This is a genomic window from Flavobacterium chilense, assembly GCF_001602525.1.
Taxonomy (GTDB): Bacteria; Bacteroidota; Bacteroidia; order Flavobacteriales; family Flavobacteriaceae; genus Flavobacterium; species Flavobacterium chilense.
Map to the genome: position 1 here is coordinate 179,227 of NZ_LSYT01000003.1, position 23,457 is coordinate 202,683.

The window sequence follows — 23,457 nt, forward strand, 5'->3', positions numbered from 1 at the left end:
ATGTCAAATATAAATATAAAAAATATGAATTTTAAGCATGTAAGCTACCTTTGGGACGAGGCTAAGGCAGCAGCATTAGCGGGAGATGAAGTAGCGCTTTTCATTTATCGATCTAACTTACTGGGAGCCGATTTAAGACTTACAAATTACGGCGGTGGAAATACCTCTGTAAAAATTACTGATAAAGATCCGTTAACCGGAGAAAGCTCTGAGGTAATGTGGATTAAAGGCTCAGGTGGTGATATTGGAACGTTGACAAAATCGGGTTGTGCAGCACTTTATTTAGACAGGCTTCGTAATCTTGAAAACGTATACAAAGGCATTGAATTTGAAGATGAAATGGTAGAATTGTTCAATCATTGTATTTTTGATTTGGCTTCAAAAGCGCCTTCTATAGATACACCTTTACATGGTTTTTTACCCTTTAAACATATTGATCACTTGCATCCTGATGCAGCAATTGCAATTGCTGCTGCAAAAGACGGAGCTAAAATTACCGATGAATTATTTAACGGTGAAATTGGCTGGGTAGGATGGCAGCGTCCGGGTTTTGACTTAGGACTTCAGTTAAGAAGCTGTCTGGAAGCAGCAGCTCAGAAAGGCAAAAAGCTACGCGGTATTATGTTAGGTTCTCATGGTTTGTTTACCTGGGGAGACACTGCTTACGAAAGTTATATCAATACACTGGAAGTAATCGAAAAATGTGCTGAATATTTAGAAAATAACTACGGAAAAAAACGCCCTGTTTTTGGAGGTAAAAAAATAGAAAGCCTTCCTGAAGCCGATCGTAAACTAAAAGCAGCAAAAGTAGCACCAATTTTAAGAGGTTTCTGCTCATCAGAACGCCAAATGATTGGACATTATACAGATGATGCAAGAGTTTTGGAATTCATTAATTCGAATGATTTATCAAAACTAGCGCCGCTGGGAACATCTTGTCCGGATCACTTTTTAAGAACAAAAATAAGTCCGTTGGTTTTAACTTTAGATCCAAACGAAGATTTATCAGATATCAATGCCGTTAAAGCAAAATTAGCTCCTGCTTTTGAAGGGTACAGAGCCTTGTACAAAGATTATTATAATGCTTGTAAAAAATCAAATTCACCGGCAATGCGTGACCCAAATCCGGTGGTGATTTTATATCCAGGTGTAGGAATGTTTACGTTTGCCAAAGATAAAACAATGGCACGTTTGGCATCAGAATACTATATCAATGCGGTTAATGTTATGAAAGGTGCCGAGGCAGTTTCAGAATATACTTCATTGCCACATCAGGAAGCTTTTGATATCGAATACTGGTTGCTGGAAGAAGCAAAACTGCAGCGTATGCCAAAACCAAAAGCATTGTCAGGAAGAGTAGCTGTTATTACAGGTTCTGCGGGCGGAATTGGTAAAGCTATTGCGAAAAAATTTGCTCAGGAAGGGGCATGCGTAGTCATCAACGACATTAATGAAGAGCGTTTAGAGCAGGCAACAGCAGATTTTGTTCAGTTATTTGGTAAAGATGCCGTTGCAAGTACCTTACTGAATGTAACGGATGAAAAAAGTACAGAAAAAGCATTAGACGAAGCTTGTCTGGCTTTTGGAGGTGCAGATATCATTGTAAACAATGCCGGAATTAGTATTTCTAAGTCTATTGCAGAACATACCCTTGAAGAATGGGACAGATTATACGATATTTTGGTAAAAGGACAATTTATAGTTTCTAAAGCCGGAATAGAAGTAATGCGCAAACAGGGATTTGGCGGCGATATTATCAATATTGTTTCAAAAAATGCAGTAGTAGCCGGACCAAACAATCCAGGTTATGGATCAGCAAAAGCGGCTCAGGCGCATCTAACGCGTTTGATGGCTGCAGAACTTGGAGCTGATAAAATTCGTGTAAATACAGTAAATCCTGATGCAGTAATTTCAGACTCTAATATATGGTCAGGAGGCTGGGCAGAAGGTCGTGCAAAAGCATATGGAATTACGGTAGAAGAATTACCGGCTTATTATGCAAAGCGTACGTTATTGAATGAAATTATATTGCCGGATGATATTGCAAACGCCTGTTATGCATTTGTGGGAGGTTTACTGGATAAATCAACAGGAAACGCCCTTAATGTAGATGGCGGAGTATCAATGGGCTTTTACAGATAAGTTGTTTAGGTTTTTATAAGTTTGTTTAAAACAAAAGTGGTTTTTTGTGATCTAACGTTCAACAACATTTGAGCGTTAGATTTTTTTAAATATAAAGACACTGAGAAAACCAGTAAAATAGCATAAAATAGTAACGTTAAACCAGAGTTCAATTTATAATAATTAGGCTGAAAAATGTACTGAACACACAGAAACATAGATTAGAATTTAAAGGTTTTTTTAGAAAATCATAATTTTTACACATAGATCTATGTGTATTAATGCAAGTGAAATGCCTTTTTAAGTTATGTTTCTATGTGTTAAAAAAAAACATATTAAAGCTTTTAATTATATATTGTAATCTCTATTAAAGTATAAAATATCATGATAATCGGATCAAACAATATTGAATCTCATAATGAAGATTTATTAAAAAAACATCAAAATAAATTAGCCTTTACATTATCAGAAATTGGTGAAACAGAATCCATTATTCAAAAATTAATCGATTTTCAAATCGCAATTCCATCCTGGGCATTAGGAACCGGAGGAACCAGATTTGGACGTTTTGCAGGAGGCGGAGAACCACGTTCTATAGAAGAAAAAATTGAAGATGTAGGTTTGCTTCATGCTTTAAACAATGCTTCGGGAGCTATTTCTCTGCATATTCCATGGGATATTCCTCAGGATTATAAAGCAATAAAAAGTCTTGCAGCACAACACAATTTAAGATTTGATGCTATGAATTCGAATACGTTTCAGGATCAGGCAAATCAGGAACATTCATATAAATTCGGATCCTTACAAAACGTAAACAAAGCAGTCCGCAAACAAGCGATTGCACACAATATCGAAGTCATTCAACACGGAATTGAATTAGGATCAGAATCTCTAACGGTTTGGTTAGCAGACGGATCTTCTTTTCCGGGGCAATTAAACTTTCGAAAAGCTTACCAGAATACATTAGAAAGTTTAGAAGAAATCTACGATGCATTGCCTTCAAACTGGAAGTTATTTTTAGAATACAAATGTGCAGAACCTAATTTCTATTCTACAACAGTGGCAGATTGGGGACAATCTTATTCGTATGTAAAAAAGTTAGGAGACAAAGCACAAACATTAGTTGACTTAGGACATCATTTACCAAATGCCAATATTGAGCAAATCGTTTCTTTATTGTTGATGGAAAATAAACTGGGAGGTTTTCACTTTAACGATTCAAAATACGGCGATGACGATTTAACAGCCGGAGCTTTAAAACCGTATCAGTTATTCCTGATTTTTAATGAATTGGTTGACGGAATGGACGCCAGAGGAATGAATCATGCTAAAGATTTAGGCTGGATGATCGATGCATCACACAACATCAAAGATCCGTTAGAGGATTTGTTACAATCTGTTGAAGCCATTATGATTGCTTATGCACAGGCACTTTCGGTAGACAGAAAAGCATTAGAAAAAGCACAGGAAGAAAATGATATGGTAAAAGCACAGGAAATTTTACAAAATGCCTTCCGTACAGATGTTCGTGCCCTGGTTGCCGAAGCACGTTTACGTTCTGGTGCAGCATTAAATCCGGTAGCATTATACCGTTCGATTCAAGTAAGACAAAATCTTATCGAAGAAAGAGGATTAAAAACACTGGCAACGGGATTGTAATTATGAGTTATGAATTATGAGTTATAAGTTAATAAAAAGACTTACTTAATAATCATAGTTCTATAATTCACAATTTACAATTCACAATTTACAATTAGAAAAATGAATGTAGTTGCAATTTTTGATATTGGTAAAACAAACAAAAAGGTATTTTTATTTGATGAAAACTATAAAATTGTTTGGGAAAAATCAGTTAATCTGGATGAAACCGTTGATGAAGATGGTTTTCCCTGCGAAAATATAGAAGTGCTCGAAAGCTGGATATTTGAAAGATTAGCCGAAATAAAAAACCTGACCAATTACGTTTTAAAAGCTATCAATTTTAGCACTTACGGTGCCAGTTTTGTTTACATTGATAAAGAAGGAAAAGTTTTAACTCCTCTGTATAATTATCTTAAAGATTATCCGGAGGATTTAAAAAATGATTTCTACCATAAATATAAAGGCAAAGAAAAGTTTGCAGTCAAAACAGCTTCTCCCGTTTTAGGAAGTCTGAATTCAGGAATGCAGCTTTACAGGCTAAAAGAAGAAAAACCGGAATTATTCAAACAGGTAAAGCACTGTTTACATTTACCACAGTATTTGAGTTTTTTGTTAACCAACGAAACTTATGCTGATATTACAAGTATTGGATGTCATACCAATCTTTGGAATTTCAAGAAAATGAAGTATCATAAATGGCTTAAAAACGAAAATATTTCGGCTAAAATTCCGCCGCTTCATCAAGGGAAAGACATCATCAAAAACGAAAACGGATTAGCAATTGGTGTTGGATTACACGACAGTTCTTCAGCTATTATTCCGTATACGATCAATTTTACAGAGCCTTTTGTTTTATTATCAACCGGAACCTGGAGTATCTCTCTTAATCCGTTTAATAATAAACCGTTGACTTTTGAAGAATTACAAAACGATTGTTTGTGCTATATGCAATACACAGATAAACCTGTAAAAGCAGCCCGTCTTTTCTCTGGCAACGAACATGAAGTGCAAACCAAAAGACTGGCAGAACATTTTAAAGTTCCTGTAGATACTTATAAAGATATTTATTTTGACAAAAATATAGTAGCAAATTTAAGAGCACTGAATTTTCAAATTCTTTATCCAAAGAAATATGATTTTGATATTTTAAAAGAATGTCCTTTTCAAAAAAGAGACCTTTCTTCTTTTAAAAGTTACGAAATCGCTTATCATCAATTGATGCTGGATTTGGTTGAACAACAGGTTTTTTCGACTAATTTAGTAGTGCAGAATAGTCCTGTAAAGAAAATTTTTGTGGATGGAGGATTCAGCAAAAATTCAATTTTCATGAATCTGTTAGCCGAAGCCTTTCCGGATATAGAAGTCTATGCCGCTTCGATGGCACAAGCCAGTGCCTTAGGTGCCGCATTAGCCATTCATCAAAACTGGAATCCAAAACCGATTCAAAATGATTTAATTGATTTGAAATTTTACAAACACTAGGTTTTGAATTAAAAATTGAGAATTAAAAATTAAAAAATAACCACAGATTAAAAAAGTTCCGGAGGAACGATTCATTTTGTAGCAACGGATTTTAATCCGTTCAATTGAAATTAAAAAAGGAAAATCTGGTTGGAAAAATATTTTATCACATAGAAACATAGATTTTATGTGTCAAAAAAGAATACAAAAGAAATACATTTCTATCACATAGTGCTATGAGTTTTATTTAAAGTGAAACACCTTTTTACGTTTTCTAAAGCTATGTTTCTATGTGTTTAAATAATAATTAATATGAAAATCGGATTATTTATACCGTGTTATGTTGACCAGTTTTACCCAAAAGTAGGTATTGCAACCTATGAGCTTTTGCAGAAATTAGGTTGCGAAGTTCATTTTCCGATGGGACAAACCTGTTGCGGACAGCCTATGGCAAACAGCGGCTATCAATATCTAACCAAAGGTTGTGATGCCAATTTTATAGCCAATTTTGCCGGATTCGATTATATAGTTTGTCCGTCCGGAAGCTGTGTTTTGCATGTAAAAGAACATTTGCATGACGAAAAACAAGAAGAACTGGCAGCCGAAATGAGAAAAAAAGTATTCGAACTCACAGAATTTATTACCGATATTCTCAAAGTAGATTCCATCAACGGAAATTTTCCATACAGAGTAGGAATGCATGTAAGCTGTCACGGTCAGCGCGGATTAAAGCTTTCGCAGATGACAGAATTAAACGCACCATTTTTCTCTAAACCGGAACAATTACTGCACAATATAAAAGGCCTGGATTTGGTTTCTTTATCCAGAAAAGACGAATGCTGCGGATTTGGAGGCACATTCTGTGTAACTGAAGAAGCTGTATCAGTAAAAATGGGACAAGATCGAATCAAAGATCATGAAAACCATCAGGTTGATTATATCACAGGTGGAGATATGTCGTGTTTGATGCACTTAGAAGGAATTCTGAAAAGACAAAAAAGCCCGATAAAAACCATTCATATCGCCGAAATATTAAATTCGTTCGAAAATTAAGTAAGTGATTTTTTTTAAATTAAACTTAATTTTCTTTTTACCATTAAGATATTAAGTTCATAAAGCCTGGCTTAAATTACTTAACGTCTTAAATGTAAAACAAACAAGAAAAAGATGTCTTCAAAAAAAACAATAGAACATAGCGAAGCTGCAGCACGTTTTAATAAAGATGTAGAACGGGTAAACTGGCACGATGAAACACTTTGGTTTGTACGTGAAAAACGGGATAAATCTGCACATCAAATCGCTGATTGGGAATTGCTTCGTGAAACCGCTTCAAAAATCAAAAACAATGTCCTCTCAAATATTCATGATTATTTGATTGAATTTGAAGCCAATGCTCAAAAAAACGGCATTATTGTACACTGGGCAGCCGATGCCAAAGAACACAATGAAATAGTACATTCGATCATGGTAAAACATGAGGTGAAGCAAATGGTAAAATCAAAATCGATGCTTACAGAAGAATGTCATCTAAATGATTATTTGGCAGAAAAAGGTATCGAAGTCATCGACTCTGATTTAGGAGAATATATTGTTCAGCTTCGTAAAGAACCGCCTAGTCATATTGTTTTACCAGCTATTCACCTTAAAAAAGAAGATGTAAGCGAAACTTTTCACGAACATTTAGGAACAGAAAAAGGCAATATCGATCCTCAATATTTAACCGAATCAGCACGTTTAAGTTTAAGAAATACATTTTTAACCCGAAAAGTGGCTCTAACAGGAGTCAATTTTGCCATTGCAGAAACTGGGGAAATTGTAGTGTGTACCAATGAAGGAAATGCCGACATGGGCGCACATTTAGCCGATGTGCATATTGCTTCTATGGGATTCGAAAAACTGATTCCGCAACGAAAACATTTAGGTGTTTTTCTAAGATTATTAGCAAGAAGCGCCACCGGACAGCCTATTACTACTTTTTCAAGTCATTTTAAGAAACCAAGAGACGGAAAAGAAATTCATATCGTTATTGTCGATAACGGCAGAAGCACACAATTAGGCAGGGAAGATTTTAGAAACTCTCTAAAATGTATTCGTTGTGGTGCGTGTATGAACACTTGTCCTGTGTACAGACGAAGCGGCGGACACAGTTATCATAATGCTGTAGCAGGACCAATTGGTTCTATTTTAGCGCCCAATTTAGATATGAGCAAAAATGCCGATTTACCTTTTGCGAGTACACTTTGTGGATCCTGTACCAATGTTTGTCCGGTAAAAATAGATATTCATGATCAATTGTACAAATGGCGTCAGGTTCTGGTAAAAGAAGGTCATACTCCAAAAGCTAAGACCATAGCAATGAAAACCATGGCAACCGTTCTGGCCAACCCAACGATCTTTAATCTTGCCGGAAAATCAGGAAGATTTGTAATGAAAAATGTCTCTTCATTAGTAAATAACAAAATGAATAAATGGTACGATCAACGCGAGATGCCAGCCGTTCCTGAGGAATCTTTTAGAGAATGGTACAAGAAAAATTCAAGAGAAGCAAAAGCAAAAGACAATGAGTAGTAAAGCTGAAATCTTAAAAAAAATAAAGCAAAATCAACCTGCTTTTGTCACAGACTTGCCGGATCTGAATCTTTTAGGCAAAGAGCAATTTGATGTACAGGAAACTTATAAAACAGTTCTGAAAAATATTGGAGGAGAAGCGGTTGAAGTAGCAAATTATCCAGAAATTATCCAGTACATCAAAACAAATTATGCAATCAAAAAACGCATTATAACCACTATTCCGGAGCTTTCAGAGATTGCATCTTTAAACTGGACAAACGATGATCCGCATTCGCTTCAGGATGTAGAATTAAATGTCATAAAAGCACATTTTGGCGTGGCTGAGAATAGTGCACTTTGGGTTACAGATGATTTATTAGGACAGCGTGTATCGCCTTTTATCGCACAATATTTAGCAATTATAGTACATAAAAAAGATATTCTTGCCACGATGCAGCAGGCGTATGACCAAATTGGGAATCAGGAATATGGTTTTGGAACTTTTATTGCCGGACCTTCTAAAACGGCAGATATTGAGCAATCGTTAGTTTTAGGAGCACATGGCGCAAGAGGCTTAATTGTTTTTTTATTAGATTAGATTAGAACATAAAAAAATATTTAAAAGAATTTAAAGAGGATTTGATAGTCCTCTTTTTTTATTTCCGGAAATGATATAAATAGGTCAGCAAAAAATAAAAGTCTAATTTTATAGTTAGAATATATTAAAAAGAAGTAGAGAATGAATAATGAAAAAAGCCTTAAAGCTGTAGCTTACGGAGAAGTTCTTTGGGATGTTTTTGATACGGAAAAAAAGATTGGAGGAGCGCCATTAAACGTTGCTTTGCGAATGAAAACATTAGGCTGCGATGTAGCAATGATTAGCTGCGTAGGAAATGATGAAAACGGAAAAGCAATTCTAAACCATATAAAAAGCTTAGGACTTGAAACAAGCGCCATTAGCACCATTGAAGATTTCCCGACAGGATTGGTCAATGTAACTTTAAACGATACCGGGGCTGCAAGTTATGTAATTCATTATCCATCGGCCTGGGATAAAATCAATGTAAATGATTCAGGAAAGAAATTAGTTTCTGAAGCTGATGTTTTAATTTTTGGAAGTTTAGTGTGTCGTGATGAGGTTTCCAGAAAATCCCTTGAAGCATTATTGCAAACCAAAACTTATAAAGTTTTTGATGTAAATTTAAGAAAACCGCATTATTCGTATCAAATTCTGGAGCGTCTGATACATGCTGCAGATTTTATCAAATTTAACGACGAAGAATTACTGGAAATTGCGACAGCTTTAGATTCACCTTTTACAACGCTGGAAGAAAACATACATTTTATTGCACAAAGAACTCATGCAAAAGCAATGTGCGTAACAAGAGGCGCACATGGCGCATTGTTGTTTTGGGATAACACACTTTATGAAAACAGCGGTTATCCTGTAAAAGTTGCAGATACTGTAGGAGCAGGCGATTCGTTTTTGGCCACCTTAATAACCTCATTGCTTACCGGAAAAGATCCGCAAAGCGCAGTAGATTTTGCATGCGCGATTGGAGCTTTAGTAGCAGAATCACCGGGAGCCAATCCGGAAATTTCTATAGAAAGGATCGAAGCCCTGATGCATAAAAAAATATAAATACTTGCAAAATCATTCGCAATTGCGATGATTGAAAAAGTTATGCATTATGTTTTGTCTTAAAGTTAGAAAAACAAACCGGAGTTTAACAGGGATGTTACTGTTAAACAAATCATGGTCATTTAAGAGTTGCTGAATCTCCGTTAAAAAAAATATAAAATTGAGTCTAATCACTAAAGACTGTTTCTTTTTTAAGAGGCAGTCTTTATTTTTTATATCAATCTAGAAAACAGTTATTCTCGCCGAAAAAGACATCAGTAAAATCGTTAGCCGAAAATGTTAAAAATAAGTAAAAATTGACATTTTAGATTTAATTACAACTTTTAGTTATATTCTATAAGAGGGTTGAGAGAGAGAAAAAAACAGATTATGCGTAATATTGCGGGGATAGAAGTTTTGTTTTAAAGCAATTATCTAAAACAGTCTTTAGCTGTTTTTGCTTTCATTCAAATTACTATATAATTCACTTTTTTTAAATAACCCCAAATTATTATGTTCTTTACCCTTACTCATGACCAGGTTCAGTTTCAGTATGGATCAAATCGATGGCAATACAATTTTAATGAGATTGCTGAACTTGGTTTACTTAAAAAAAAGAAGACCTACCTTCTTGAAAATTCTGCTTTTATTTCGGTAACAGCTTTGGCTTATTATTGTATGGTTTTTTCAAATTTATCTGAGTTGTATTACATAGGACCTACCTTATTGGCTTATACAATTCTTATTATTTTGAGATTTCATAACAATAAAGAATTTGATTATTATGTCATTGTGAGAGACATTTATAAAAAAGAAACCAAAGTTAAAATTAATCGTCAGGATCGTCCCGTGATTGGAAAACAAATTGATCAGTATCTAAGCTGTAATTTTGACCGACTTTTAAAAAAAGCAAAAACTAATCTATAAAGTCAAACCATGTTATTAACCGGAATCTCCGTTTATGATTTAGTTTTGATGGCAGCAGCTGTTGTATATGGTTTTGTTATTACTACTAAAAAAAAATGAACATATACTATATCATTAACCTACAATTGAAATAGTATGATAAACACACTAAACGCATAGCTGGAATACTAAAAGTTTAATAGCGGTCAGTTTTTAGCTATACAAAATACCCCAAAAATTATGACCTCTTCAATAAAAAATAAAATAAAAAGCATCAGAGAATTGAAAAATTACACGCAGGAATATATGGCAGATCAATTAGGAGTTACACAAGCAGGCTATAGTAAGATCGAAAAAGGAAAAACAATTCTTTCCTATGTTAAACTGGTAGAAATTGCCCGAATTTTAGAAGTTAGCGTAGAAGATGTTATTAGTTTTGACAGTCAGAGATATTTCAATAGTTTCAATAAAGTGAGAGGAAACAACAACGGAAGTATACAGATTAATTCAGATAACAGTGCTGCTTTGAAAGTACTTTATGAAGACAAAATTTTGCTTTTAGAAAAATTATTAAAAAAAACAGAAGAAGAATTATGTCGTTATAAAGACAAATTTGGACAAATCTAAAAATGTTCTAAAAAAGTCGGGATTTTAAAAGTTCCGACTTTTTTTTATTTTTCAAAATAATATTGGACTAGGAACAATACGCTCGCAGTAGCGGAGGAGTTTTTCATTGAGACTCCATGTATTCCTCTAAAATTTCAGGATATTCAGGCACATAAATAATTTTTACTTTTTTACCAATCTCTATAGATTCGTATGATGCATGCGAAAATCTTTTTTGTACTATTTCAACACCATTACGATTAACAAACTTATAACCTACCATATATCCATATTCTCCGTCGTTTCTCGTTATTCCGGTTAGCTTTTTATATTCTTCCTTAGATACAATTACAGCTGTAGCCTGAACACCATTTTCTTTCAGATAGTTCTCACTTTTGTTAAATAACAGAAAAGAAATTCCTCCCATTAATGTCATACAAAAACTACCTATTAATAGCCAATTACGAAACCAATGTGGCGTTTTATTAGAACCTTTATTTAAAAAGAACCTGTATAAATTAGCCTGTTTGTAATCAGCTACTGTAAACATAACCAATAAAGTGCCTGTAACCGAAAATGAAAATACCATCCCTATATAATTACCATAATAAAAGTGTACAGGAAGAAAGAAACAGATGTAAATACCAATTATTGAAATGATACTTATAACAATGAGCCATTTTTTAATCATTACATAGGATAAGAAATTTTATAAATTGGAAAGAGTACGAAGTCGGGGGCTTCATACAGCAATCTCTTAATTTTAGAACGTTTATTTTTTTGATCATACTTCATTTAGTTTGATTTTAGAAGTTTCGACTTTTTTGTTTATTTTCAAGTAGTATGTTAATCATTCCATCGTTTCACTTTTATTTTGGGATTAACAGCCAATACTTCCTTGATTAAATTTTCGGCAAGAAAGATATTCATGCCAGTGATTTTTAATTTATTTTCATCATTATTAGCACCAGCGGTTATTATGTAAACAAAACCGCCCTTTACAATCCTTCTTGTGATGGTGATAAAGTTCAATTTGTTGATATTGAAATATTTAACAGTTAATAATTCGAATACAACCACTTCTTGTTTGTTAATGATATAAGGTGTCCAGTACTTTTGGTAGCAAAGTAACCCTTCATTCATTGTTTTTAGTTTTAACAAGTCTGTTTTTGATAATCTTGTTATTACTTCTATATAGCGATTCATGTATGTCGTCATTGCTATTGCAAGTGCAACCATAAATAACATTCCGAAGCACCATATTACTAAAGCTTCTAAAAAGCAATCATGAATACGTTCAGTATATTCGTTGGCGCTCAAAAATTGTTTTCTGGCTATATTAGTCTCACGAACAGAAGTGTAAAGACTTATAATGCACAAAATAACCGGAATGCTAAAAAGAAAACAGTTAATGACAATTTTTCTTATCTTGATTTGTTTTATGGCTTTTTCAAGAAATGCTTGTGCTTCATCTGGAAAAGTAATGTTTGTCATTTTTTTTATTTTATCACTCTTTGATGGCAACTTTATCACCTGAATGAGGCAGAACCATCTCGTTATCAGGTAAAATTATCAAAAGCAAAACATGAAAACAGCTTTTAAAAGCCATCATTGTATCAAAATAAGTTTTAATAAAAGAGAATAAATTGGAGTAGAGAAGTTTGCTTTTCGTAGAGTAGACTATCAGCTTCATTCAAGTTGTTATTTTATAATATATTGGTAAGTAGTAATGATTTCTTTTGTATCTCTTTTCTCTTTTTTTTGAGTAGGATAACCATCATTATTATATTCATAAGTATAAGTAATTATATTTTTTACATCATTACTATTGCAATCATAAATTGTTTCCTTGATGATGTTATTTTTTTGAGGGATTATTCTCGGATCATGACCAATAATATTGATAAAAGGAGAATGTTTATTATCATATTGAAAGTTTGTTTTTATACACTTTCCATTTTTATATGATCTTTCTGTTTTGAGGTTATGATCATTATCATATTCATTAGATACAGATGTTAGTTTATCAGCTTGCATTTCTGAAACCAAACCGGAGCTGTTTAATTTTAATTTATAAATTTTCGGAAGGGAATACTTGTTATTACCAGTTGAAAAGATCTTAACTTCCTGATCGCTATAAACTAAAGAATCCTGAGTATTAAAATAATTATATTCTTTAAAAATATGCTTCTTTTTAGTAAGCTTGTTGTTTTTATCATAACTATTATAAACAGTTGATATTCCTAGTTGAACTTCTGTTATTCTGTTTAAAGAATCATATTTGTATTTTATAATTTCTTCCCGTTTTGCTTCTTGGTCTTTTATAGTCATCTGAGATATTAAATATACTGGATGTAAAATATCGGTAGTGAGAGCATGCTTTTTGATTATTGAAGCTTCATCATTTTTACAATAAGTAAAAAAAAATAATAGTAAAATATTCAAATAAATTTTATTCATTTTTAAACCTTTTTTGATTATTAATAAGTTAAATTTTATTGTTGCAGAATTGTATATTTGAAAAAGCAAAACGTGTCTTAAAAAGCAACCATGTGAGATTTAAAATTGTTTAGTTAAATCGTTAAATTCAATTACTTTTTTAGCCCCATTTTTTTTTGTTAAAAGTATATAGGGTTCTTTTTCTCCTTCCTGAATATTTGTGTACAACAATGAAATAACTATCTTAAAATTTTTATCCATTATACCATATTTTAAAACATTATTCCTATACTGACTGATTATATAATAATTTCTGTCATAAGAACATTGTATAATAGAATTATAAATAAATGGCACTAAAATTTCTAAACGACTATTTAAAACTCCTGTTTTAAAATTAATATTGACAGCTGTAACTGTACTATCTTTATCTGATAATATTTTAAAATCTATTAGTTTATTAAATGTTTTGATTTTTTGTAAATTTCTGTCAAGAACTTCTACTGTTTTTGAGTATGTTTTTTGAGTAAAGTATTTATCACCAACCTTTGTGAAAAGCGTGTATTCAAATGGTAAAAATGTATTACTATGGTTGATAACGACGTTTAATTGTTCATTTTTATTTTTTAAAACGTCAATACTATCATTTATACGAAGATGGAAATCTACAAAAGAAGAAACTTTTTCCAGCATTTTATTATTTACATCGAGCCAAAAAAGTTCGGTTTGTCCTCCATATGTCATGTAGTAAAACTCTCCTCGTTTTATCAAACGATCATATGATGCAGGCACTATAATGTTGGCATAACTATCTGAAACTCCATATTTATGATTTATGTCTTTATAGATTTTATAGAAATCTTTATTTTTATAGTTATAGATTAAACGGTTATTTATGACGGTATCTAATTTTGAAACATATCCCAATGATTTAGAGGATTTTTCCTGTGCATTAGAATTGAACCACATACAAAGTAATAGATAGTAAAAAAAAATTCTATTCATAATAAATATATTTTCCATTACTACCACACGAATCCTTTCGTGTGGTACATTCCAACTATACACTCAGGATTATAAAATTTACACTTCTACTCATTTTCTGGCTAAATTATTCTGAGAACCAAAAAAGGTGTTAACCATTTCATCCGTTATTTTGTATTTATTTTTAAAAAAAGAAGAAAGTTTTTCATCGATGGCTTTTAGTTCTTCTTTTGAATGTTTTTTCTTCATTTCGATGATATTTATATTAGCAGAAAATTCATCTTCTGTCGGAAAGTTTCCCACTGCCAGATATGTTGTAGGATTAACTTTTTTGTATTTCTTATATCCTCTTGCACCAATGCTCATAGCAAGCGAACCATACATGCAATCTATCTCGGGCGTGATATCACGATATTCATCAAAGTATATTTTATCCAATTCATCTTTATTTTTTTCAGAGCTTAAATCTTTGCTTCTGTCGTATGGGTTTATAAATTTCCATTCAAATCTGTCTGTATAACCGGTATACATTTTAATAATTTGGATTATATCGTACAAGGTATAACGTATTGGGAAATCCATCTGAATAAGTATGCCACGATAGTTTTCATTTTTTAGATCGATAGACATTGTTTTTGCTATTACAAATTTTGACATGTTTTTTTATGTTATTTAAATTCTATTAATTTCTCTTCAAAGTCTTCTATTGAACTAAAAATAGTATTTAGCAGTTTTATGCTTTTCGAAGTCAGGAAACAACATTGTATTTTATACAAGTACTATATTTTGTTCATCGTATGGCATATAAAAAACAGTTACGACACTTCCTTTTGTTAAAAAAAATAATCTTACTTGGGGAACAGGCTTGGTAATCGTTGTATTATAAGAGGTACCATCTGGTCTGGTAATTTGTAGATATAGCATCATTTCGCCTTCATCATTAATAATGTTACCCGTAGGCTGTATTGACAAAATTACGCCTTGGGCTTGTACTCTGCCTGTTACATCTGCTGTAGATCTTTCGGTTGTTGAATATTGCGTTGTTTTTGTATTGAATGTTGATTTGCCGAAGCTGAATTGAGTTTTGCCATTTGAAATTGTACCAAACTTTGAAAAATCTGACATCTTGCTTTTTATGTCATCAAAGGAATCAAAAGTAGAAAACTCAGTTTGTTCCCACGGATTTTGATTTTCTAAATCGTTTACAACTTGTTGAGAAGGCGAACCATATTTTGCTCTTGCTTTTTCTACATCACTAAACACTTTGATATGACTTGGATGTTTCGGGTCATACTTGAGTGGCACTATCCTGCCACGCCCAAAATCCGACATTTTGATTTGGGAAACATATACCCAATCTAAGGCTGTAATTTTTTCTTTGGCATTGGTGATATACGTTACTTCTAACTTTATTATTTTAACAGACTTTTCGCTTTCATTCCAGGCATTTATAATTTTACCCCAGACAACAGGACCCATATTTACTCTAATACCATGAAGCCGTTGCAGTACTAATGAAACCAAACCACTTAGAATCCCAAATCCAAACAAAAACAATCCTTCCATGCCAAAGGAATCCTTACCGATATATCCTAAAACAGTACCTGCAAATACGGCACATATACCAATAGTTAAAAGGATATTACCAATTCTTCTATATATAATCATTTGATTTATTATTTATTATTTATTGAAAATAAATACTCAATTGCTAGTAAGTTTGTTTCCCGCTTTTACACGAATCGTTTCTTGTGGCGTGTTCTGTTTTCAAGCACCAAGAATCATTATGTTTGCTCCGTTCCCTGAAGTCTTTTCGAATAAGCAAATGTTATTTTTAGAATGTTTATTTTTTAAAGAATATTTCATAGACTGAGTTTATATGTCTATTATTATAAAACTATTATTTAATCTCCAACTCTCTTTTAAGACTATTATTCTTAATAGCTTTTCTGCACATTATCATTCTTTTTACATTGCCTTTGCTTGCTAATCCTAAATTCAGTAAAATCCAATTCTGCAATTTGCAATCACCAAAGCGAATTTTTCTGTCCACTTTTAATGCCCTTGCAAACAGTTCTTCAAAATCATCTTCAAGAATGATAATGTTCTTATTTTTTGCATGATAACATGCCGATGTCAACATGCTCAATTCTGTTTCCTGTTCCGGATTTTTAAGTTCCGGATATTGGACAAAAATTGCTTTTAACTCTCCATATCTTCCCGCTTGTGCAAATGGTTCTACTATACACGAATGAAGACCTTTGCCAAGGTTTTTATGTTGACAAAGTTCTAATGATTTTTGTACACCATTTTGCAAAGTAAAATGCTGGACAAGTTTCCGTTTTGCCACATATACTTCTGTTTTATTAATAGCAGGTTTACTGAGTTTGAAATATTTAAAAAAGTTTTTGTCGTCACCTTTCTTTGCATAGTATTCCAAAATGATTAAGTAGCCTTTGTCCTGATTGTCTTCTTCTTTTCTAAATATGACTGTTTTTTTAAAGTGTTTTGTCATATTCACGGCCTCATCTATCTTATCTTTTTTGGTTAGGCTGGTAATAATATGCTTCAAAATATGATTAAAAATTATATCAGCATTTACAATTTTTTGTGCAGATTCCAGCATTTCGTCTTCGGTATAGTTTGCAAAATCGTATAGCCATATAATGGCACTTAACCACTGTAGCGTATAGGTAATAGTATTAACTATTGAAGAGCCCCTGCCTGTATAAGGTGGTGCCGATGCTTTGTGAATTGTTTCTATCACAAGCGCATCGTCTCCGACTGATTTCTGCGTTCCTTCAATCGGGTTGTTCAGTGCCTCAATACAGCAATCTATAGCTTTATTAATTTGGGTTGTAGTGATGTTTGTGTTCATAAATGATTGTATTTTTAAGAGTAGGTTTACTTGTAAAAATTAATTACCAACAATTCTAAGTCGATAATTAAAACTGTTTTTAGTAATTTAATTGTATCGAAATAAGTTTTAATTAACCTGCTCCCCGAAATCTTCCCAAACAAGTAAATGTTATTTTTAGAATGCACAGTAATCTCTTAATTTTTTGAATGTTTATTTTTTTAAGAATGCTTCATAGCTCGGGGCTATCTCTTTCCATTTTAACTATTCTTTATTATTCAAAAGTGCATCGTACCAGGGCAATTGAATTTCATGTCCTTTGTACAGTTTTACCAATGTATTGTAATAAAAAGTGGCTAGTTCTTTATTTTTCAGTAAAACGTGACAAGCAGTAATATTCATTACACACATCACCTTCATAGGAATAGCCGAGCAACTGATCAGCAATAGATATCTATATTTATCTACCCATGGGTGTTTCTCAAAATACTGGTGCATGTGGCTGAACAATGCTATGGCAGCTTCATATCGATGTTGTTTCATTAATGCTACACCCTGATTTAGCACCCGTACATACCTATAAAACTGCAACAAACATATTGCTACCATAAACAAAACAGTTATCAGCAAAACAATGGCGGCCTGTGCCCGATGTAATTTATAATGTTGGGCGAGTTCCATACTACAATGAACCACAATAATAGCCTCCGCAGCTTGCAAGCACAATGCAGCGACTGATATTTTTCGTTTAATTTCTATTTTCGACATAAATTGGTGTATTTAAGTACAGGGTGTTAGTTAACGGCAAGTGATGCGCTTATTTTGGAGCAATCGTTTAATTTTTAGAATGTTTATTTTGTAAAGAATACTTTGTAGAGTTTGAAGAAAAACATGTATGTCAACTTTCATGTTGTCTTTCTATTCTTTTTCTTAGTTGGTTAAGTTTGCTTTTCTTATTTATTTCTATATCTGTATTTTCTTTGTTATAAATATGTTCATGTTGGTAATATTTATAAATGGTATTTTTTGTAACAAACCAGAACTCGTAATAAGTAAGCAAATAATCGGGTAATGGCGGTATGCTACAAATCTTTTTCTGTTTATCTTTAACACTTGTAAAATAATATAGTTCCTGTAGATCTATTATTTTTTTATTCAACAAGTAAAATTTCATTGGGTTATTTGCAGAGAGTATTGTTATTTCGGGTTCATACAAATTAAAAGTTGTGTCGCGGGAACGCCAACTTTCTTTTTTCCGCAAAAAGTATTTATCTCCTTTCTTCCAAAACAGGTTTTCCTTTATTTCAGTAGTGCCAAAGTTTGATGTTATATCGCTATTTGAATTTGCAGGTTGTTGCATTCCGACTTCCTGTTTGCGAAAAAACATAAACGTTTTTATACCTTCTTTTTTCAACGAATCAATAATCTGTATTACATCATCAGGCATTTTTTCTACCGGGCTATTTTCTTTTGTTTGTGCTAAAAGAGAAATTGCATGTGTGCTTATAAATACAACTATTAATAACCTTTTTTTTATTCTATTTTCATTTTTTTTAGTGTGCCCGCTCCGAAGTCTTTTCAAACAAGCAAATATTACTTTTAGAATGTACATCAATCACTTAATTTTTAAATATATTTTTTTAATAATATTTTAGAGTGGGAGACTTAACAAAGCAGAAAACATTATTGTTACATATTTAATTCACTTCTAATTATTTCTGAATCCTTGTCTTTAGTGATGAGTGACATTATACCGCTATCGCCGTAGTACAAAAAATTACCATAAGAAATTGCCAGAAATTTTACAAAATCAATTACTGTATCAGTATGACTCCCTCTTAATATCCTGAACATATCTACTGGTTCGTTTTCATCTTCTATTTCGGTAAAGATTAGTCCAATGCTTTCAGTATTATTTTTACTGGCAATCAATTCGATTCTTCCGTTCTGATTTAATATTTCATTTGTTTGAAACCTATATTCAATGAGTGCTTTTTTTATTTCACTAACAGTTGGCATTTTAGAATAACAAGATTGTTTTATGTCTATGCCTGTTCCTGAAATAAAATCCTGAATCTTATTATTAAAAAACGATACTTCAGAAATAATATAATAATGGTTTGCCATTTTACTTTCTTAATAATTTTATAGTCTTTATTCTTCTCTTAATCAGTTAACTTGTAAAATATAATCATCTAATTATCAGGTAAAAATATCAAAAGTAAAACTTGAAAATAGCTTCTAAAAGCCATCATTATATCAAAATAAGTTTTAATAAAAAAAGGGATGGAGTAGGGAAGTTGCTTTTCTTTTTTAAATGCAGAAGAGAAATAAGCTTACGAGCGGAGGGCACACATGAATATGAGGATTCAAAAAATGTTGTTCTGCCATTGTATTATTCTTTGTTTACATTCTCCTTAAAAAATTGATCTATTTCTTTCCACTTTTTGGTTGTAGATAATACAGAAGTCAATAATGTGCCAATACCTCTTCCTGCTGCTGTTCCTAAGTGAAAATACCCACTTACATATACAATTGCTAATAATACGACAGTGATTGACATTGTCAACTGGAATGAGAAGATAGTAGAAATCTTTCGGAATACAAAGTACAAGCCCAAACCTAAACTTACCGGAATAACTGGAACTATAAAAAATTTAACGGTTTCAGCATCTGGCAAATTGGCGAGTATCATTATTGTTGGACCTACTGAGATATACAGGCACATCAAAAAAACAATTCTCAAGCCTATTATTTTCCTGTTGCTTGCTCTGATATCTATAGTAGCTGTATTGTTTAACCGCTTACTGTATTCCATTTCGGCTAATACATTCGTGTAGTATCCAAAAATGAATACAGCAAGCATAATTGAGAAAATTGTTGTATCAAAATTTTGCATTTGTATAATGCCCGGATTATTGAAGTCAGCACCTACACCGGCTATTCCTTTTAGTTTTGGGTCATAAGGAATGAGTTTGTCTTTATAATTAATCACATAAAAATGAATCAGCCAAAAACAAAACCCAAAAATGATGATTTCGAAAAACCGTTTAATCTTATTACTCATAATTTATCTCCTTTATACATGCTATACGGCTCAAAAGTATCAAATGCAAAACATGAATATAGCTTCTAAAAGCCATCATTATATCAAGATAAGTTTTAATCAAAGAGAAAAAATGAATAGGGAAATTTACTTTTTAAAGTTTAAATCGAAAGATTATTTTTAGCTGTTTTGTAAATCTATTCATGAATTAAGTGAAATTAGTAAACTTTTTTAGGATGAAATAGAATCACGGGTTAGATGCCAGCACCAGCGAGGAGCTACTTATTTTTTTAGACCTTCAAGATGTTTACTATCTTCTTGTATTCTTTGTTCCAATTCTTCGTGAGTTACTATACGACCTGTTATATAGCCCCAATTTTTATCTTTGGCGTAAGACAATATTCCAGTACTTAAGGAAACAGGCAATACTTTGAAGGTTTCGGCATCAGCTTCTTTTAGTAAATTATTGGTAAAATAAATTCTGTTTTGATCTTGTGAGTAATAAGCATTTTCATGCAATCTTTTCCATGTAGCGGGATTTGCTTTTGGCAGGCGTATACCACCGAAATAAACCTGTTTATCATCTTTAGAAAAACGGTCATCTATCCGTTGAAAAGTATTTTTATTGGTTCCTTTTATTAAAACCGGTTTGTATGAATAATAGTCCATCCACCAAATGCCGGATTTGTCACTGCTGAATGATAATTTAGAAATTCTCAATCCGTCACTGCTTATTTCAAATCCTGAATCTAAGACTTCAAAGGTTTCATAATCTACATTTTTCACTATTCCGTCTAGTGAATAAATGTTGTTTTTATCTTTGGCAAAATGGTAGTTTAAAATCTCAAAGGTTTCCGGGTTGGCGCCTTTGTACGCAGAGCCCGCTCTATAACATTTGTTTTTGTCCTTCGCAAAACCCATACAATGTACAAAGGTTCCAAAGACGGCACCCTTTACAGAGTAGCTGTTAAATAAAACTGTTTTACCATCAAGTGAGTAATAACTTTCGTCTTTTTCTTTGGTTCCGTCATTTCCAAATTTTGGCAAGGTTACCACTCTTATTTTTTTCCAGGTATTATTCATATTATTTTAATGTTGTTTATTAACCTCACTGGCACTAACATCCCGCTCGTAAATTTTGCGAATCTTTAAATTCAATAGAATCACCTGTTATCAAGTGAAATTATAAAAAGGGAAACACAAAAAAAGCTTCTAAAAGCCATCATTATATCAAGATAAGTTTTAATAAAGATAAAGGATTAAGGTAGTGAAGTTTATAAGAGAAATAAGTTCGCAAGCATGACGTTTATACCAGTCTGTTAACTAGTTTTGTATTATTGATTAAGCCATAGAATAACATTCCAAAGCGCATTCATTATTGATTTGTTATGCAGCCAAACCAGGTTTTCTGTATCATTTACAGGTACAAATTCAAAGGTTGCTCTTTTACCTTTTTTTAGTGCATTAAGATGTAAAAAATCAGAAAAGTCATTTAATGGAATTTCTCCAACCGCACCTAAAACAGTAGAATAATAAACATGTTTCTGACCAATGATGGTGTAAATTCCATCTTCTCTTTGTATTCCAAATAATGCACACTTGCCTTCTGCATTCAAAGAATTTATAATTTGTGAGGTATCATCTCTAAAATAAGCTCCTGCGTACTCTTCTAAATGATTGCGTTTAATTTTTGCTTTTAAAATACTGATATTCATTTGTAATTGTTTTTCAGGAGTATCTGTGACTTGTAGTAATTTTGAAAATGAGCACAGGTGAAGAATATTAAACAGATTTTCACCAATACTAATATAAAAAATCTGTTTAATCCGTGCCATTTGCGCGCTTTATTGTTTTTAGAAAATAGACATAAAAAAATCGGAACTTTTTAAATCCCGATTTTCTGATATTATTATTTCACTTAAACTGTCTGGTCATCAACAACAGCATCGGGAGCATTTTTCTTTACAGATTCAATGCCGTTTTCTCTTGCCGATACGCTTTCGTACATTTCGCTTGAGCCAATAATCTGACCATTGCTGGCTTTTAGATTAAAATACGGTTTTCCGTTTTTGGCTTCTTTTCTGTCGAAACGACCATCATCCTGCGAATTTGTTTTTACAGATTCGATTCCGTTATTACAGGCTGCTTTTGTAGTATAACCTTCGCTAGTCAAAATTGTTTGTCCATTGCCGGCTTTTAAATTAAATTGAAATTCGCCATTGGTTCTTTTAGTAATCACAAATTTTCCCATATAGATTTTATTTAAGTTAAATGTATTTTATTTTGCTATCTATAAAAATACAAAACTTGATCATATAAATGATATTGTAAGAAAAAATAATCGTTTAAAATTTGTTAAGGATGAATGGAGTAGCTATTTGGATTCTTATATTTTAGTTTTATAACGTAAGGAATTTTGGTATATTTGAGAGAATAATAAATCTAAAGAATATGAGAAATTTAGTTATTTTATTGGTAATTGCCATACAGCTGACAGCTTGTAATTCGAAAAAAAGAGAAGAAGAAATTAAAGCAACCCAAACAGATTCGACAGCTGTAAATACAGAAAAAAAAGCAGTTCAGGATGTTTTGGTTTACGAGGGTTTACTGCCTTGCGCAGACTGCAGCGGTATACAAACGGTTCTTAAAATTGATTTGGGAAATGGAACAACCGAAGGTCAAAAATTTGAATTGTCAAGCATCTACAAAGGAAAATCTCCTGAGAAAGAATTTGTCGAAAAAGGAAATTTTAATACAGAACGAGGCTTAGAAAATGATCCTAACGGAACCATTTTTATTTTGAATTGGGACAAACCTGTTGATAAACAATCGTATTATGGCTATTTAAGCAGCGATACCACAAAGATTTATATGCTGGACCGTGATAAAAAAATAATAAAATCAAAGCTGAACTACATTTTAGATTTGAAAAAATAATGAAAGCAGAAAAGCTTTAAAAACAAAAAAGAGTCATGACATCAAAATTCTATTTTTATTCTCAATCCTGGTTGCTGAAATGAAAAAATTAAAGGAAGTACATACTCAATAAAGGCGAGTGGTATAGTTCTCTGATTCAATCAGAATGAAAAGGATGAAGTCACTGGTTTTCATGGTGAAGTTTGTATTGATAAATCAGATTTCAGTTGCGAAGGATCGATAAAGCAGGTTACTCCGATATACAAAGTGGTAAAGCCTATAAAATATTTTTTTAATTACTTTTTTACA

At 32.4% G+C, this 23,457-nt stretch carries 24 protein-coding genes; 10 read left to right on the forward strand and 14 right to left on the reverse strand.

The features are described 5' to 3' along the window. The 9 genes from A4F88_RS10120 (at position 1) to A4F88_RS10165 (ending at position 10,927) form a co-directional block, all read left to right on the forward strand. Positions 1-2,142 (forward strand): bifunctional aldolase/short-chain dehydrogenase, encoded by a 2,142-nt coding sequence (locus A4F88_RS10120; protein ID WP_082815750.1) that lies wholly within the window; start codon positions 1-3, stop codon positions 2,140-2,142. Positions 2,143-2,505: 363 nt separating this feature from the next. Continuing rightward, on the forward strand, positions 2,506-3,780 hold the full coding sequence (locus A4F88_RS10125; protein WP_068842493.1) for a sugar isomerase: 1,275 nt from the start codon (positions 2,506-2,508) through the stop codon (positions 3,778-3,780). Between the two features lie 102 nt (positions 3,781-3,882). Next, on the forward strand, positions 3,883-5,244 hold the full coding sequence (locus A4F88_RS10130; RefSeq protein WP_068842494.1) for an FGGY-family carbohydrate kinase: 1,362 nt from the start codon (positions 3,883-3,885) through the stop codon (positions 5,242-5,244). Between the two features lie 291 nt (positions 5,245-5,535). After that, the gene (locus A4F88_RS10140; protein WP_068842496.1) at positions 5,536-6,276 is read left to right on the forward strand and encodes a (Fe-S)-binding protein; all 741 of its coding nucleotides are present in this window, start codon (positions 5,536-5,538) and stop codon (positions 6,274-6,276) included. Positions 6,277-6,390: 114 nt separating this feature from the next. Continuing rightward, entirely contained in the window at positions 6,391-7,791 is a 1,401-nt protein-coding gene (locus tag A4F88_RS10145) for a lactate utilization protein B (protein WP_068842497.1), read from the forward strand. Continuing rightward, positions 7,784-8,371 (forward strand): LutC/YkgG family protein, encoded by a 588-nt coding sequence (locus tag A4F88_RS10150; protein ID WP_068842498.1) that lies wholly within the window; start codon positions 7,784-7,786, stop codon positions 8,369-8,371. Before A4F88_RS10145 ends, A4F88_RS10150 begins: the two co-directional genes overlap by 8 nt. 141 nt (positions 8,372-8,512) lie before the next feature. After that, entirely contained in the window at positions 8,513-9,415 is a 903-nt protein-coding gene (locus tag A4F88_RS10155) for a carbohydrate kinase family protein (protein ID WP_068842499.1), read from the forward strand. 492 nt (positions 9,416-9,907) lie between these two features. Then, positions 9,908-10,321: a hypothetical protein gene (locus tag A4F88_RS10160; RefSeq protein ID WP_068842500.1), complete on the forward strand. Its 414-nt coding sequence runs from the start codon at positions 9,908-9,910 to the stop codon at positions 10,319-10,321. Positions 10,322-10,540: 219 nt separating this feature from the next. Then, the gene (locus tag A4F88_RS10165) at positions 10,541-10,927 is read left to right on the forward strand and encodes a helix-turn-helix transcriptional regulator (RefSeq protein ID WP_068842501.1); all 387 of its coding nucleotides are present in this window, start codon (positions 10,541-10,543) and stop codon (positions 10,925-10,927) included. Between the two features lie 103 nt (positions 10,928-11,030). Here the strand turns inward: A4F88_RS10165 and A4F88_RS10170 are convergent, their stop codons facing one another. The 14 genes from A4F88_RS10170 to A4F88_RS10235 all read right to left on the reverse strand — a co-directional run bounded on the left by A4F88_RS10170 (position 11,031) and on the right by A4F88_RS10235 (position 22,483). Further along, positions 11,031-11,495, reverse strand: coding sequence for a hypothetical protein (locus A4F88_RS10170; protein WP_209442823.1), 465 nt, complete (start codon positions 11,493-11,495; stop codon positions 11,031-11,033). Positions 11,496-11,752: 257 nt separating this feature from the next. Further along, positions 11,753-12,400 (reverse strand): hypothetical protein, encoded by a 648-nt coding sequence (locus tag A4F88_RS10175; protein WP_068842503.1) that lies wholly within the window; start codon positions 12,398-12,400, stop codon positions 11,753-11,755. A 207-nt stretch (positions 12,401-12,607) separates the two neighbouring features. Further along, on the reverse strand, positions 12,608-13,366 hold the full coding sequence (locus A4F88_RS10180; protein WP_143155033.1) for a hypothetical protein: 759 nt from the start codon (positions 13,364-13,366) through the stop codon (positions 12,608-12,610). Positions 13,367-13,465: 99 nt separating this feature from the next. Continuing rightward, positions 13,466-14,350 (reverse strand): hypothetical protein, encoded by an 885-nt coding sequence (locus A4F88_RS10185; RefSeq protein ID WP_143155032.1) that lies wholly within the window; start codon positions 14,348-14,350, stop codon positions 13,466-13,468. A gap of 90 nt (positions 14,351-14,440) precedes the next feature. After that, complete coding sequence (locus A4F88_RS10190) at positions 14,441-14,986, reverse strand: hypothetical protein (protein ID WP_068842506.1); 546 nt, start codon at positions 14,984-14,986, stop codon at positions 14,441-14,443. A gap of 111 nt (positions 14,987-15,097) precedes the next feature. Continuing rightward, entirely contained in the window at positions 15,098-15,997 is a 900-nt protein-coding gene (locus A4F88_RS10195; protein ID WP_068842507.1) for a hypothetical protein, read from the reverse strand. 232 nt (positions 15,998-16,229) lie between these two features. Then, positions 16,230-17,207: a hypothetical protein gene (locus A4F88_RS10200; RefSeq protein ID WP_068842508.1), complete on the reverse strand. Its 978-nt coding sequence runs from the start codon at positions 17,205-17,207 to the stop codon at positions 16,230-16,232. A gap of 243 nt (positions 17,208-17,450) precedes the next feature. Beyond that, entirely contained in the window at positions 17,451-17,795 is a 345-nt protein-coding gene (locus A4F88_RS10205; protein WP_143155031.1) for a hypothetical protein, read from the reverse strand. Between the two features lie 289 nt (positions 17,796-18,084). Next, positions 18,085-18,798 carry a hypothetical protein gene (locus tag A4F88_RS10210; RefSeq protein ID WP_068842510.1) on the reverse strand — a complete coding sequence of 238 codons (714 nt, stop codon included), beginning with the start codon at positions 18,796-18,798 and terminating at the stop codon, positions 18,085-18,087. Positions 18,799-18,875: 77 nt separating this feature from the next. Beyond that, the gene (locus tag A4F88_RS10215) at positions 18,876-19,313 is read right to left on the reverse strand and encodes a hypothetical protein (RefSeq protein ID WP_068842511.1); all 438 of its coding nucleotides are present in this window, start codon (positions 19,311-19,313) and stop codon (positions 18,876-18,878) included. Between the two features lie 268 nt (positions 19,314-19,581). After that, positions 19,582-20,253 carry a hypothetical protein gene (locus A4F88_RS10220; protein ID WP_073075434.1) on the reverse strand — a complete coding sequence of 224 codons (672 nt, stop codon included), beginning with the start codon at positions 20,251-20,253 and terminating at the stop codon, positions 19,582-19,584. Positions 20,254-20,514: 261 nt separating this feature from the next. Continuing rightward, positions 20,515-21,315 carry a DKNYY domain-containing protein gene (locus A4F88_RS10225; protein WP_068842513.1) on the reverse strand — a complete coding sequence of 267 codons (801 nt, stop codon included), beginning with the start codon at positions 21,313-21,315 and terminating at the stop codon, positions 20,515-20,517. 251 nt (positions 21,316-21,566) lie between these two features. Next, complete coding sequence (locus A4F88_RS10230; RefSeq protein ID WP_068842514.1) at positions 21,567-22,067, reverse strand: hypothetical protein; 501 nt, start codon at positions 22,065-22,067, stop codon at positions 21,567-21,569. 83 nt (positions 22,068-22,150) lie between these two features. Beyond that, positions 22,151-22,483, reverse strand: coding sequence for a YegP family protein (locus A4F88_RS10235; RefSeq protein WP_068842515.1), 333 nt, complete (start codon positions 22,481-22,483; stop codon positions 22,151-22,153). 200 nt (positions 22,484-22,683) lie between these two features. Between A4F88_RS10235 and A4F88_RS10240 the strand changes: the two genes are divergently transcribed. Continuing rightward, on the forward strand, positions 22,684-23,169 hold the full coding sequence (locus A4F88_RS10240; protein WP_068842516.1) for a copper resistance protein NlpE: 486 nt from the start codon (positions 22,684-22,686) through the stop codon (positions 23,167-23,169). Positions 23,170-23,457 lie beyond the last annotated feature (288 nt).